This window comes from Angustibacter luteus (assembly GCF_039541115.1).
Classification (GTDB): domain Bacteria; phylum Actinomycetota; class Actinomycetes; order Actinomycetales; family Angustibacteraceae; genus Angustibacter; species Angustibacter luteus.
In genome coordinates this window covers 323482-336749 of sequence record NZ_BAABFP010000004.1, presented here as the reverse complement: position 1 = coordinate 336749, position 13268 = coordinate 323482, and the positions used below count along the sequence as shown (strand labels likewise).

Annotated in this window: 11 protein-coding genes; 6 read left to right on the top strand and 5 right to left on the bottom strand. The window is 73.3% G+C overall.

Translation table 11 applies throughout. From position 1 onward, the window contains the following. The first annotated feature begins 104 nt into the window (after positions 1–104). On the top strand, positions 105–455 hold the full coding sequence (locus ABEB17_RS07990) for a hypothetical protein (RefSeq protein WP_345716153.1): 351 nt from the start codon (positions 105–107) through the stop codon (positions 453–455). A gap of 86 nt (positions 456–541) precedes the next feature. Here ABEB17_RS07990 and ABEB17_RS07985 read toward each other — a convergent pair whose 3' ends face one another. The 4 genes from ABEB17_RS07985 to ABEB17_RS07970 all read right to left on the bottom strand — a co-directional run bounded on the left by ABEB17_RS07985 (position 542) and on the right by ABEB17_RS07970 (position 5933). Further along, positions 542–1180 (bottom strand): GTP-binding protein, encoded by a 639-nt coding sequence (locus tag ABEB17_RS07985; RefSeq protein WP_345716152.1) that lies wholly within the window; start codon positions 1178–1180, stop codon positions 542–544. Then, positions 1161–1562, bottom strand: a complete 402-nt coding sequence (locus ABEB17_RS07980) for a DUF742 domain-containing protein (RefSeq protein ID WP_345716151.1) — start codon at positions 1560–1562, stop codon at positions 1161–1163. The genes ABEB17_RS07985 and ABEB17_RS07980 overlap by 20 nt, the downstream gene beginning before the upstream one ends. Before the next feature lie 5 nt (positions 1563–1567). After that, a complete protein-coding gene (locus tag ABEB17_RS07975; protein WP_345716150.1) occupies positions 1568–2020 on the bottom strand; it encodes a roadblock/LC7 domain-containing protein in 453 nt (150 codons plus the stop codon). 112 nt (positions 2021–2132) lie between these two features. Then, the gene (locus ABEB17_RS07970) at positions 2133–5933 is read right to left on the bottom strand and encodes a sensor histidine kinase (protein WP_345716149.1); all 3801 of its coding nucleotides are present in this window, start codon (positions 5931–5933) and stop codon (positions 2133–2135) included. Between the two features lie 161 nt (positions 5934–6094). Between ABEB17_RS07970 and mobA the strand changes: the two genes are divergently transcribed. Beyond that, positions 6095–6703, top strand: a complete 609-nt coding sequence (gene mobA, locus ABEB17_RS07965) for a molybdenum cofactor guanylyltransferase (RefSeq protein ID WP_345716148.1) — start codon at positions 6095–6097, stop codon at positions 6701–6703. On the opposite strand, the gene ABEB17_RS07960 is transcribed toward mobA, so the two are convergent. After that, positions 6669–7886 (bottom strand): MFS transporter, encoded by a 1218-nt coding sequence (locus tag ABEB17_RS07960; RefSeq protein WP_345716147.1) that lies wholly within the window; start codon positions 7884–7886, stop codon positions 6669–6671. The two genes, mobA and ABEB17_RS07960, sit on opposite strands and share 35 nt — an antisense overlap. A 64-nt stretch (positions 7887–7950) precedes the next feature. On the opposite strand from ABEB17_RS07960, the gene ABEB17_RS07955 reads away from it, so the two are divergent. From ABEB17_RS07955 to ABEB17_RS07940, 4 genes are all read left to right on the top strand, one after another. Further along, positions 7951–8928 (top strand): NAD(P)H-quinone oxidoreductase, encoded by a 978-nt coding sequence (locus ABEB17_RS07955; protein ID WP_345716146.1) that lies wholly within the window; start codon positions 7951–7953, stop codon positions 8926–8928. 205 nt (positions 8929–9133) lie between these two features. After that, a complete protein-coding gene (locus tag ABEB17_RS07950; RefSeq protein ID WP_345716145.1) occupies positions 9134–9751 on the top strand; it encodes a PadR family transcriptional regulator in 618 nt (205 codons plus the stop codon). Continuing rightward, positions 9748–10521, top strand: a complete 774-nt coding sequence (locus ABEB17_RS07945) for an ABC transporter ATP-binding protein (RefSeq protein WP_345716144.1) — start codon at positions 9748–9750, stop codon at positions 10519–10521. The genes ABEB17_RS07950 and ABEB17_RS07945 overlap by 4 nt, the downstream gene beginning before the upstream one ends. Next, the gene (locus ABEB17_RS07940; RefSeq protein WP_345716143.1) at positions 10518–13268 is read left to right on the top strand and encodes an FtsX-like permease family protein; all 2751 of its coding nucleotides are present in this window, start codon (positions 10518–10520) and stop codon (positions 13266–13268) included. Before ABEB17_RS07945 ends, ABEB17_RS07940 begins: the two co-directional genes overlap by 4 nt.

Here is a 13268-nt window from a genome sequence, read left to right as displayed (position 1 = left end):
CGCGGCGAGAACAGAGAAGTGGGGCACCTACGGCAGTTCGGGTGCCCCACTTCTCTGCTCTCGGACGACGCAGCAGCCGCTACGCTCCCACCCGGGAGGCGACCATGATCACGAAGCACGTCAGGATCGTCGCGGCCGGAGCCGTGCTCGCCGGAGCCGCGCTGCTCACCGGATGCGGCAACGGCGACGACGGCACGCCGGCCGCCAGCAGCAGCAGCACCACGCAGCAGACGGCGGAGGAGCCGACCATGGACGACGCCAAGGCCCAGCAGCTCGCCACGTCCGTCGTCGGGATGACCGAGGACGATGCCGTCAAGGCGGTCGCCGACGCCGGCGGGACGACGCGGGTGGTCGAGCGGGACGGCGAGAAGTTCGCCGTCACCATGGACCTGAACCCGAGCCGCATCAACCTCACCGTCACTGACGGCAAGGTCACGAAGGCCACCGTCGGCTGACGGCCCGCGCAAACGTGGCGCGGCCGGTGCCGGTGCCTCAGGGGCACCGACACCGGCCGGGTCAGGGGTGGGGCTGAGCGGTCGGCTCAGGCCCCGGTCAGGCGCTGCATCGCCAGCTGGACGACGGAGATCAGGGCCTGCTTGGTCGCCGCCCGGGTGCGGGCGTCGGTGTAGAGCATCGGCACGTGCGCCGGGACCGCGAGGGCCTCACGGACGTCCTCGAGCTGGTGGCGAGCCACGCCGTCGAAGCAGTTGACCGCGACGACGAACGGGATCTGCCGAGCCTCGAAGTAGTCCACGGCCGGGAAGCACTGGTCGAGCCGGTCGGTGTCGACCAGGACGACCGCACCGATCGCACCCTTGACCAGGTCGTCCCACATGAAGAGGAAGCGGTCCTGGCCCGGCGTGCCGAACAGGTACAGCCACAGGTTGCCCGGCAGCGAGATGCGGCCGAAGTCCATGGCGACGGTCGTGGAGGTCTTGCGGTCCGAGACCAGACCGGCGTCGTCGACGCCGATCGAGTGCTCGGTCATCGCCGCTTCGGTGCGAAGCGGCTCGATGTCCGACAAGGACCCGATGAAGGTGGTCTTGCCGACGGAGAACCCGCCGGCGACGACGATCTTGACGACAGTGGGGGGCGCGTCGGGGGTACCCGCAGCAGTGGGCGTGCCCGGGGCTCCCGCGGGCGTGCCCTGCGGGGCGACGTCAGAGCGAGGAAATGCCATTGAGAACACTCTCCAGGACGCTGAGGCTGGTAGCGGGGGCTGTGGTGGACGAGAAGGCGCCGGCTCCGTGGATCCGGACGTTTCCCGAGTCGGACATGTCGCTGATCAGGACGCGCATGATGCCGACGGGGAGCTTGACGTGGGCCGACAACTCGGCCACGGACAGGTACTGGTCGCGGGTGAGCTCGAGGATCTTGCGACGCTCGGGCGTCAGGCCGATGTCGTCGTGGCCGCGCAGGGACTGGACGAGTGCCTCGACAGGCAGCGGCTCGTTCGTCGTGGTCCGCGTGCGACCCCCGGTGACGGCGTAGGGGCGGACGGCGTAGGTCTCCTCGTCCGCCTCGTCCTCCGTCACGTCGGACGGGTAGTCGAGGGGGTCCACCGGGATCACCCCCCTGCCACGGCCCGCAGCGCGCCGGCGACGGGGAGGCGCGAGCGCATCTCCGACACGAGCTGCGGGGTGAGCGTGGCCTCGGTGCGGCTGACCAGGAGGGCCATCTCGTACCCGATGAGGCCGACGTCGCAGGTGGCGTCTGCCATCACCGACAGCACGGAGCCGTCACTGATGCTCATGGTGAACAGGAACAGCGTGTCCATCTCGACAATGGACTGCCGAACCTCGCCCGAGCGGAGCTGGCGAGCAGCCCCCCGGGTGAGGCTGGCCATGCCCGACACGATCGCTGCCAGCTGGTCACCGCTGGTGCGGTCGAGATCGTCTGACATGGCCATCAGAAGTCCGTCGGCGGACACGACGAGCGTGTGCCGCACGCCGGGCACGCTCTTCACGAAGTTGTCGAGAAGCCAGCTGAAGTTGGCTGCCTCGGTGCTCATCGTCGTCACGGTGGTGGTCCTCCGTCTGCATTGCGCTGCTGTTGCTTGCTGGTTGATCGGACAGGGTGGTGCGGGTCTTTAACGGTCGCGGGCAAGTGCACCCACTGGCAGTAGCCGAGGATCAGGCGTCTGCGTCCTCGGTAGCCGAGTTGCTGCTGTGACTTGCCGGCGACGTACGGCCACGCTCCACGCCGGCCCGGAAGCCGCTGAGCATGGTGCGGACGTCTGCCGCGTTGCGGGCTCCACGGCGGGCGCCGAGGGGCTCATCCGCCGCGGGTCGCGAGGCCATCTGGCCGGCCTCGGTCGCCAACGGCGTGCGTCGGGTCAGGGACGCCGGGGCGGTCTCCTCCACGGCCTGCGGGCTGTACGTCGACAGCGCAGACAGCTCGGAGAGCGCCTCGGAGGCCATGGCGGAGCGCTCGCGCAGGCTGACGGCGGCCGCGAGGGCCGGGACAGCAGGCTCGAACGACGGCTGGAAGGCCGGCTCGTCGGCCTCGCTGATCGCCGGGGCGAACAGGGAGGACGGCGCGGGCACGGGCTCCTGGTACTCGACCGGTGCGGCCGGCTGGACCGGGGCGAACAAGGAGGACGGTGCAGGCACCGGCTCCTGGTACTCCACCGGCGCGGGAGCCGGAACCGGAGCGAACACCGAGGTGGCGGGCTCGGGCACGGCCGGAGCGACCGGAGCGACCGGTGCCACCGGGGTGACCGGGGCCGACGGCTCCGGCTGACGGGCCGCCGGGATCGGCGACGGCGTCGGCCACGACTTCGCCTGCTGCACCGGCGCGGGGGCCGGGGCGGGCTTCGGCGAGCGCCGTCCGAGGCGGCCGCGGCCACCACGAGCGGGCAGGATGTCCATCGCGGGCACCCCGACCGGCGGCAGCGCCGGGACCGCGGGAACCTGCGGCTCGTCCTCGACGACGTCCTCGGGCTGTCCGTGCAGCGCCTCGTCGCCAGCGGCGCGGGCCTCACGGGCCAGCTCGCTGAGCGTGGAGCGGGCGTCCGGACCGTCCTGCGCAGCGGATGCGCTGACCGGCTCGACCTCGGGCTCGACCTCGGGCTCGACCTCGACCTCGACCTCGACCTCGGCGACGGGCTCGACCTCGGCGACCGGCTCGAGCTCCAGTGCCGGGACGAAGGCCAGCGACGCGGTCTCGGGCTCGAGCTCGGCGACCGGCTCGAAAGCCGGCTCGAACTCGAACGACGGCTCGGTGACCTCGACGGCCTCGACCTCAGCAGCCTCGACCTCGACGGCCTCGACCTCAGCGGTCTCCGTGGCCTCCGCGGTCTCCGTAGCCTCCGTGGCCTCGGGGACCCACTCGGCGTCGGCCTCGGGGACCCAGCCGGCGTCCAGCGGACCCGGCGTGGCCTCCACGACCTCGACCTCGGCGACCTCGGCGACCTCGGCCTCAGTGGCCTCGACCTCCTCGACCTCCTCGACCTCAGCCGCAGGAGCCTCGACGACCTCGGCGACGTCACGGGTCGGCAGAGCCGGCGTGGCCTCCTCGAGGACCGGGACGAAGACCTCGCCGGTGCCGTCGTCCAGCGGGGTGCTCAGCGCGGGCACCTCGGGGACGGTGGTGTCGACCGTCTCGTCGACGTCGCGACGTGAGCGGAAGCTGTTGAACATGCCCGACCGCGGCGGCGGCGGAGCGGCCGCGACGTCGACCGCGGGAGCGGCCTCGATCGGGGCGGTGCCGCGCTTGGGCAGCGAGGCGCCGTCACCGGTCGCGTCGACGAAGGCCTCGGGGGCCGGCTGCACCGGCACCCGCGGCTCGACCCGCGCCTCGTCCGCACCGGCGTCCACGACGGCGTCCACCTGGCCGCGGCGCGGCAGGTCGACTCCGGAGTCGGAGGCGACGACGGGCACGTCGAAGCCGGCCGGGGCGGGGACCGGCGCGCTGGGGGCGGCCGGCAGGCTGGGCAGGCTCGGCAGCATCGGCGCCGAGTCGGACACGGGCTGGTCGGACGAGCTCGACTCGATGGCCGGCAGGTCGCTGGCCTCCAGGTCGCTGACGGCCAGGTCCGAGACGGTGCCCGGGACGAAGAGCGCCGGGGGCAGGTCGATGGTGACGACCGTGCCCTGGGTGCGACCCGGGCGCAGCGCGACGGTGGCGTCCAGGCGGCGGGCCAGGCGGCCGACCACGTAGAAGCCGAGGCGCTGCGAGCCGACCACGTCGGTGACCGGCGGGTTGGCGATGCGCTGGTTGGCGTCGGTGATCTCGTCCCAGGTCATGCCCAGGCCGAGGTCGGTGATGGTGACGCGGACGCCGGTGCTGCTGAAGGCGGTCGAGGTCACCACGCGGGTGTCCGGGTTGGAGAACTGGGTCGCGTTCTCCAGCAGCTCGGCGATCATGTGCGCCGTGGTCAGCGCGACGTGGCCGACGAGCGGCGGGTCCGCCTGCAGCGCGAGGTCGACGCGGTCGTACCGCTCGATCTCGGACACGGCGGTGCGGATCACGTCGGACAGCGGCATGGAACGACGCAGACGACGACCGCTGTCCAGGCCCGCGAGGACGATCAGCGACTCGGCGTTCCGACGCATCCGGGTGGCGAGGTGGTCCAGGCGGAACAGGTTGTCCAGCGTGTCCGGGTTCTCCTCGGTGCGCTCCAGCTGGTCGATGAAGGACAGCTGGCGCGAGAGCAGGACGTGGTTGCGCCGGGCGACGTTGACGAACATCTCCGCGATCGAGGCGCGCAGTGCCGCCTGCTCCTCGGCGACCCGGACCGTGGTCTCGTTGACGTTCCGGAACGCCTCGGCCAGGCGGCCGACCTCGTCCTCGGAGTAGACCTCGATCTCGGGCAGCTGGACACCCGGGCCCTCGCCCGGCGTGGCCATCCGCTCGACCATCTTCGGCAGCTCGTCGGCGAGCTCACCAGCGGTGACGGTCAGGCGGCGCAGCGGGCGGGTCATGGCGCGAGCCAGGAAGAGACCCAGCACGATGACGAAGGCGACGATGATGAGGCTGGCGGCCAGGATGATGACGGCCGAACGGCGGGCGTCGGCGGCCGCGGCGGACGCGTCCTTCGCGGTCTGCTGGGCCAGCGGCTGCAGCAGCGCGGAGAGCGACGTCACTCGCTGGCCGGCGTTCTTGATCCAGTCGTGCTGGGTGGTGACGGTCGGCGTGCCGCCCAGGCTGCCCATGATGTCCGCGCGCTCGGTGTTGAACGCGGCGCGGGACTCGATGGGCTGGTACAGCGCGGTGTCCATCATGCTCGCGAGGTGCGAGTTGGCGTTCAGGCGGAAGGCCTCGACCTGCTGGTTCTGCGCGGACTGCAGCAGCGAGAGCTTGACCGCGGTCTGGGCGTCGATGCCCTTGGTCGCGACGGCCACGGCGCCGATCTCGGCCTCCTGGCTGGCGCTCTCGACGAGGTTGGCGAGGTTGGCGTAGGCGACGAGGCTGCGGCCGATCCGGCGGTCGGTCAGCGAGTCACCGATGCGGGCCGGCAGCTCGGCGTCCAGCGCGATCATGTCGTCGTACTTGGCGGCGATCTGGTCGGGCTGGCCGTGGCCGCTGACGACGTCCGCGCGGACGGCGGGCAGCTGCATGTGGCCGGCCTCGGACGCCGCGACGGCCTGGATGGCCTCCTGCGACAGCGAGCTGAGGCTCAGGCTCTGCACGAAGCTGCGGGTCTCGAGCACGGCCTTGTCGGTGCCGCCCTGCGCGCCCTTCAGCTGCTTCACCTGCTCGGGCGTGGCGGTGCCGTTGGCGACCTGCACGGCGAGCGTGCGCTCCTGGTGCAGGCGCGTGATCAGGTCACCGAGCGCGCTGCCACCGTTGGCCAGCTTCTCGACCTTCGCGGCCTGCGCTGCTCGGGTGAATCCCTGGGCAGAGATGACGGCAGCACCGATGATCAGCACGACGATCGGTAGTGCCAGGACCGCAAGTAGCTTGGTCCTGATCCCTCGGTTACGCAGCATGGTGCCCTTCCCTCTGTCGCCGGTCCATCGCTCTTCGGCGTGCAGGGAGAGGACATTGAACGCGGCGGGCCCGCCAGTCACCCGTTCGGCCTAGTTTCGGCGTGTCCCGTGGGCTGGCTGAGCGTTCCTGAGTAGTTGCAGCCGACCGCGATACTGAGTCCGTGGCGGCTGAGCGGAGGATTCTGGACGTCGTCGTGGTGCTCGCCGGCGGCGGATCACGGCGGTTGGGCCACGACAAGCTCGCGGCGCGGCTGGACGGCGTGAGCGTCCTCGACCGGCTGCTCGCCGGCGTCCGCGGGGCGGCGCCCGACGTCCCGGTGCTGGTGGTGGGGGCCCGGCGGGCGACGTCCGTGCCGGTGCGGTGGGTGCGCGAGGAGCCGCCGGGGGGCGGGCCGGTCGCCGGGCTGGCCCGGGCGCTCGACGAGGTGCCGGACGAGGCGGTCCTGGCAGTGCTGGCCGGTGACCAGCCGTTCGCGGGCGCGGCGCTGCCGGCGCTGCTGGCCGCGTGGCCCGCGCAGGACGACGGGGTGTGCGCGGTGGACGACGGTGGCCGGCGGCAGCCGCTGCTGGCGCTCTACCGGGCCGGGGCGCTGCGGGCCGCGGTGGGGCCGAGCCCGGTGGGGCGCTCGATGCGCTCCGTGCTGGCCGGGCTGGCGCTCGTCGAGGTGGCCGTGCCCGAGCCCCTGCTGCTGGACGTCGACACCGAGGCCGACCTGGACCGGGCGCGGCGGCAGGTCAGGGCTGAGCCGGCACCAGGTCCGGGGACCTGAAGCGGGCGACTCCCGGCACCAGGAACACGGCGTACGTCGTCACGATCATCACGAGGCTGGCGACCACCGCCACGGTTGTCAGGCCGACGGCCGCGGCCACGACGGGAGCGATGGCCAGCCCGAGTGGTTGCAGCCCGAAGGTCGCCAGGCTCTCCAGGCTGAACACGCGTCCCTGCACCTGGGCCGGGAACTCGGTCTGCAGGGCGCCGAACCAGAGCACCGCGAACCAGCCGATGCCGGCCCAGGCCACCGCGTTGATCAGGCAGAACGCCCACAGCGGCAGGTCCACCACCAGCAGGAGCGGCAGCAGCGCGCACGGCGCGACCGCGTTCATCGCCGACCAGCCTGGGCGCTGCGGGCGGGTGCGGGCGACCAGCGCGGCGCCGATGGCGGTGCCGACGAAGCCGCACGTGGTGTACCAGCCGTAGGCACCGTTGCCGTAGCGCGCGAGGGCGACGACCGGGATCAGCGCGAACGCCGGGGCGAACAGGCAGAACACCTGCACGGTGCCCTGCAGCATGACCACGGCGACCCAGGGCCGGCGGCGCACCTCCCGGATGCCCTCGTGCGCCTCGTGCAGCGCGTGCCGCAGCCCGGTGCCCTCCGGCCGCTCGCCGACCGGCGGCAGGCGCAGCCAGAGCAGGGTCAGCAGGCTGACCGCGAAGGTGGCGAGGTCCACGAGCACGGCGTGCCGCGGCCCCCACACCGACACCAGCACGCCGCCGAGGGCGGTGCCGGCGCCGAGACCGAGCTGCATGGTGGCGGAGTCGAGCGCGTTGGCGGCCTGCAGCTGGTCGGGCCGGACCAGCTGCGGGATGGCGGCCCGGTGCGCGGGCTGGTGCAGCGCGATGCCGGCGCCCACGAAGGCGCACGCGACCAGCAGCCCGGCCAGCGGCCCGGACGCCGCGAACAGCAGGATCCCGACCACCCCGATCCCGCGGGCGACGTCCGCGATCGCCATGACCGCCGTCCGGGAGTACCGGTCGACCAGCACGCCCGCGCCGAGCAGCAGCACGCCCATGGTGAGCGACTCGGCGGCCAGCGCCAGCCCGAACGCCTGCCCACCCCGGTGCGGGATGACGAGGGCCGCGAGCGCCACCAGGGTGATGCCGTTGCCGATGACGCTGGTCGCCTGGCCGATCCAGAAGGCCCGGTAGCGGGGGTCGGAGAGCAGCGTGCGCATGATCGGCCAGTGTGCTCCCGGAGGCGCTGTCGCCGCACACGGGTTTCCTGCCTAGGGTCGGGCCATGCGCGCGATCACGATGAGTGGCCCCGGCGGGCCCGACGTCCTGTCGTTGTCCGAGGTCCCGGACGCCGAGCCCGGGCCGGGTGAGGTGCTGGTCCGGGTGGTTGCGGCGGGGGTGAACCGCGCGGACGTGATGCAGCGCCAGGGGCACTACCCGCCGCCGGCGGGGGCGTCGGAGTACCTGGGGCTGGAGTGCAGTGGCACGGTCGAGGCGCTCGGTGAGGGCGTCGAGGGCTGGGACGTCGGCGCGCCGGTGTGCGCGGTGCTGGCCGGTGGGGGGTACGCGGAGCTGGTGGCGGTGCCGGCCGGGCAGCTGCTGCCGGCGCCGTCCGGGGTGACGCTGGTGGAGGCCGGTGGGCTGCCCGAGGTGGCGTGCACGGTGTGGAGCAACGTGTTCCTGACGGCGGGGCTGCGGCCGGGCGAGGTGCTGCTCGTGCACGGCGGGTCGAGCGGCATCGGCACGATGGCGATCCAGCTGGCTCGGGAGGTCGGCGCCCGGGTGGCGGTGACCGCCGGGTCGGCCGCGAAGCTGGAGCGCTGCCGCGAGCTCGGGGCCGACATCCTGGTGAACTACCGCGAGGACGACTTCGTCGAGGCGGTGCGGACGGCGACCGACGGGCACGGCGCGGACGTGATCCTGGACAACATGGGGGCGAAGTACCTGGCCCGCAACGTCGAGGCGCTGGCGGTGAACGGCCGGCAGGTGACCATCGGCCTGCAGGGCGGGACGAAGGCCGAGCTCGACCTGGGCCTGCTCATGCGCAAGCGCGCGGCGGTGATCGCGACGTCGCTGCGGGCGCGTCCGGTCGCCGAGAAGGCGGCCATCGTGGCCGCGGTGCGCGAGCACGTCTGGCCGCTCGTGGAGGCCGGCCGGGTGCGGCCCGTGGTCGACACGGTGCTCCCGCTGGCCGAGGCGGGCCGCGCCCACCAGCTGCTCGAGGACTCTCAGCACATCGGCAAGGTGCTGCTCACCACCTAGCTCAGCCCCCACCACCCCCGCGGTGATCATGCACGTTCGCCCCGCCGGGCGACGTCCGGCGGGCGCCCGCCCCCGGGTGAGCGGGGCGAACGTGCATGATCACCGCGGGGGGTGGGAGTCGTGCGGCGGGCTTGCACTGCCCTCTACATACCGGGTATACATGCTGCTCAGCGAGGCAATACTCGGTATACAGAAGGGGATGTCGATGTCGATCCGGCAGGGGCTGCTGGCGCTGCTCGCGGAGCAGCCGATGTACGGGGCGCAGCTACGGTCCGAGTTCGAGGCCCGCACCGGCGGGACATGGCCGCTGAACGTCGGGCAGGTCTACACGACGCTCAACCGGCTCGAGCGCGACGGACTCGTCGAGGCCGCAGGGGGGCCGGACGAGGAGGGGCGCATCGCCTACCGGCTGACGACGGACGGTCGGGGGACCGTCGAGCGCTGGTGGCTCACCCCGGTCGACCGCGAGGACCGGCCGCGTGACGAGCTCGCCATCAAGCTGGCGCTCGCGGTCACCGTGCCCGGGGTCGACGTCCCCGCCGTGGTGCAGTCCCAGCGCACCCAGACCATGCGCTCGCTGCGTGACCTGACCCGGCTCAAGCAGCGGGCCACCGAGAACGACGACCTGGCCTGGCTGCTGGTGCTGGACAGCCTGGTGTTCGCCGCGGAGGCCGAGGTCCGCTGGCTCGACCACGTCGAGGCCCGCCTGCTGCGCCGCGCCCACGAGACCCCGCCACCCCCCACGACGTCCGAACCGATCGCACCTGTAGCCGCCCTTGACTCGGACGTTGCGCAGGCGCCGACGCAGGGGGCGCAGCGATGACCGCCACCGAGAGCCTGCGCACGTCCACCGGCAGCACCACCAACGCGGTGCTCGAGCTGAGCGGCGTCTCCCGCGTGCACGGCGAGGGCGACACGGCCGTGCACGCGCTGCGCGACGTCAGCCTCACCGTCCGCCCCGGTGAGCTGGTCGCGGTGATGGGGCCGAGCGGCTCCGGCAAGTCCACCCTGCTCAGCCTGGCCGGCGGCCTGGACACCCCGACGTCCGGCGAGGTGTACGTCGAGCTGCAGCCCCTGTCCCAGCTGAAGCGCGGCGAGATCGCGGCGCTGCGTCGGCGGAGCCTCGGGTACGTGTTCCAGGACCTCAACCTCATCCCCGCCCTCACCGCGGTCGAGAACGTCATGCTCCCGCTCGAGCTGGACGGCGTCCGGTCGGGCACCGCCCGCAAGCAGGCCCGCGAGGCACTCGCCGAGGTCGGCGTCGCCGACCTGGCGGACCGGTTCCCGGACGAGATGTCCGGCGGGCAGCAGCAGCGCACCGCGATCGCCCGCGCGCTGGTCGGCGACCGCCGTCTGGTCCTCGCGGACGAGCCCACCGGCGCCCTGGACTCCGAGACCGGTGAGGCCGTGCTGCGCGTGCTGCGCGCCCGGGTGGACGCCGGCTGCGCCGGGTTGCTGGTCACCCACGAGGCCCGGCACGCCGCCTGGGCGGACCGGGTGGTCTTCCTGCGCGACGGCGTCGTGGTCGACACCACCGGCGACGCCCCCGAGGCCGAGGTCCTGCTGCGCGACAACCAGGAGGGGACGGCGTGAGCCTGGCCGGATGGCGACCCGCACTGCGGGTCGCCCGACGAGACCTGGTGCGGCACAAGGGACGCAACGCCCTTGTCGCCGTGATGGTCGGTCTGCCCGTGCTCGCCGTCTCGACCTTCGCCACCGTCTACGAGACCAACGACATGACGTCCGTCGAGCAGCTCAACCAGCAGCTCGGCCAGGCCCAGGCGCTCGTCACGCCCACGGGCAGCGACCCGATCGACCAGAACGTGGACGGTTCGAACTGGAGCACGCTCTCGGAACAGGGCTCGGACGCCGGCGAGTGGACTCCGGACAAGGTGCGCACGGCCGTCGGCGGCGACCTGCTCGACATCACGTCCACGAGCAGCACGATGCGGACTGAACGCGGCCGGCTGCCCGTGCACGTGGTGGCCGCGGACGCCGGCTCGCCGCAGCTCGCCGGCTTCAGCACGCTGCGCGAGGGGCGCTACCCCCGCACGGACGACGAGGTGCTGGTCTCCCCGTGGGTCGCCGATCACGGGTTCGGCGTGGGCCACACGATCGAGCTGCTGCCGGCCGGAGCCGACAGCGCGGACGCCGGCCGGACGGCGCGCGTCGTCGGCACCGGGGTGGTGCCCACGGTGTACGACGACGCGATGGTGCTGGGACTGCCGAACGCCCCGTTCGCCCAGCCCAGCGGGGACGACGTCCAGCACATCTACCTGCTGCGTGGCCCGGACCCGGTCAGCTGGGCGCGGGTCCGCGAGCTCAACAAGGTCGGGCTGGCCGTCACCTCCCGCTCGGTCGTGCAGCACCCGCCCGCCGACTGGCAGTCCACCCTCACGAACCCCGAGGCGTTCACCGAGTACGGCTCGAGCAACGCCGACCGGGCCGTGCTCGTCCTGGTCGTGTTCTCCATCGTGCTCGAGGTGATTCTGCTGGCCGGGCCGGCGTTCGCCGTCGGGGTGCGCCGCCAGCGCCGCCAGCTCGCGCTCGTCGCCGCCGCGGGCGGCACGGCCCGCGACGTCCGCCGGATCGTGCTGGCCCAGGCGCTCACCACCGGTGCGCTCGCCGCGGTGGCCGGCGCACTGCTCGGCATCCCGCTGGGCGCCCTGATCGTGTGGGCCGTGCCGCGGGTCAGGCCGCAGTCGGTGCTCGGACCGTTCGACGTGGCCTGGCTCCCCTTGCTCGTCGCGGCCGCGCTGGGGGCGGTCGCGGCGCTGACCGCGGCGTACTTCCCGGCCCGCGCCGCCGCCCGTCAGGACGTCGTCGCCGTGCTCGCGGGGCGGCGCGGGACCGTGCGGTCACGGCGCGGGCTGCCCGTGCTCGGGGCGGTGCTGCTCGGCGCCGGTGCGGCGGCCGCCCTGGTGCTTGGCACGAAGCAGGGCGGTGAGTACTGGGTGGCCGGCGGCACGCTGGTCATGGTGCTCGGCGCCATCGCGCTCATGCCGTCCGTGGTCGGCGGCATCGGGCGGCTGGGCCGCCACCTGCCCCTGGGCCTGCGGCTGGCCACCCGGGACAGCGCGCGCCAGCGCGGCCGCACCGCCCCGGCCGTCGCGGCGGTGATGGCTGCCGTGGCCGGCGTCACCACGCTGGCCATCGGCGCCAGCAGCGACTTCGCGCAGAGCCGGCGGGACTACCAGCCGCGGCAGGCGGCCGGCGTCACGACCATCACTGCCGACAGCGTGGACGACGCCTGGTGGACCGCCGCGAACACCACCGCGAAGCAGCTGGCTCCCGGGCGTGAGCTGCTGCCGGTCGGGTCGCTGGGACGGACCGACCCAGGGTCGAGCTGGTCCCCGAGCGTCTACGTCCCGCCGAAGGGTTGCCCGGCCGAGCCCATCGAGCTGGCGAGCGAGGCGAGCCAGCCCGCCGACGACTGCCTGAACTGGCAGACCGCGGGCCTGAACGACCGACCCAACAGCTACAGCAGCACGCCGAGCGTGGTGGCCGACCGAGCGGCGCTCGCCGCACTGGGGTACCAGCTCGACGCCAACCAGCAGGCTGTGCTGGACGCCGGCGGTGTGCTGCTACCCAGTCCCGCGTTGATCGACAGCACCAGCCACGCGACCCTGATGACGTACGACGTGTACTACGGCGGCACGGCCAAGACCCGTGACCTCCAGGTGCACCGGGTGCGCGCCGCCGCCCTGCCGCCGATGCGCCAGGGCACGATGCTCACGGTCGTCGGCGCGATCATGACGCCGACGACTGCGAAGCAGCTCGGCATCGCCTGGCAGCAGACCAGCGCGGTCCTGTCCCCGTCGGCGAACCCGCTGAGCCGGAGTGCCCAGGACAAGCTGCAGGAGAGCCTGCTCGGCACCACCCGGTACGCCGAGGTCTACACCGAGCGCGGCTTCGACGAGTCCTTCGCGCTGCCGCTGGTCGGACTGATCGCGGTCGCCGCGCTGGCGGTGCTCGTCGGCACGTTGACGGCCACGGGGCTCGCGCTGGTGGACAGCCGACCGGATGCCGCGACCCTGGCCGCCATCGGCGCCCGCCCGCGCACCCGCCGGACCATGGCGGCCGCCCAGGCCGTGGTGATCGGGCTGCTCGGCAGCCTGGCCGGGATCGCCGTCGGCCTCGTGCCCGGGATCGCGGTGGCGTGGCCGCTCACGGCCCAGCACAACGACGCGAACGGCAACTACGTCTGGGGGACGCCCATCATCGCCATCCCGTGGCTGATGCTGGCGCTGATCGGGATCGGCGTCCCGCTGCTGGCGGCGGCCGCCGCCGGGCTGGGGGTGCGCTCCCGGCTGCCGCTCACCCGGCGGTTGGGCCAGTGA

Excerpts from the sequence above, each read along its gene's own strand:
- ABEB17_RS07990 (WP_345716153.1), top strand. The coding sequence starts at position 105 with ATGATCACGAAGCACGTCAGGATCGTCGCGGCCGGAGCCGTGCTCGCC.
- ABEB17_RS07945 (WP_345716144.1), top strand. The coding sequence starts at position 9,748 with ATGACCGCCACCGAGAGCCTGCGCACGTCCACCGGCAGCACCACCAAC.
- ABEB17_RS07955 (WP_345716146.1), top strand. The coding sequence starts at position 7,951 with ATGCGCGCGATCACGATGAGTGGCCCCGGCGGGCCCGACGTCCTGTCG.
- ABEB17_RS07985 (WP_345716152.1), bottom strand. The coding sequence starts at position 1,180 with ATGGCATTTCCTCGCTCTGACGTCGCCCCGCAGGGCACGCCCGCGGGA.
- ABEB17_RS07970 (WP_345716149.1), bottom strand. The coding sequence starts at position 5,933 with ATGCTGCGTAACCGAGGGATCAGGACCAAGCTACTTGCGGTCCTGGCA.
- ABEB17_RS07950 (WP_345716145.1), top strand. The coding sequence starts at position 9,134 with ATGTCGATCCGGCAGGGGCTGCTGGCGCTGCTCGCGGAGCAGCCGATG.
- ABEB17_RS07960 (WP_345716147.1), bottom strand. The coding sequence starts at position 7,886 with ATGCGCACGCTGCTCTCCGACCCCCGCTACCGGGCCTTCTGGATCGGC.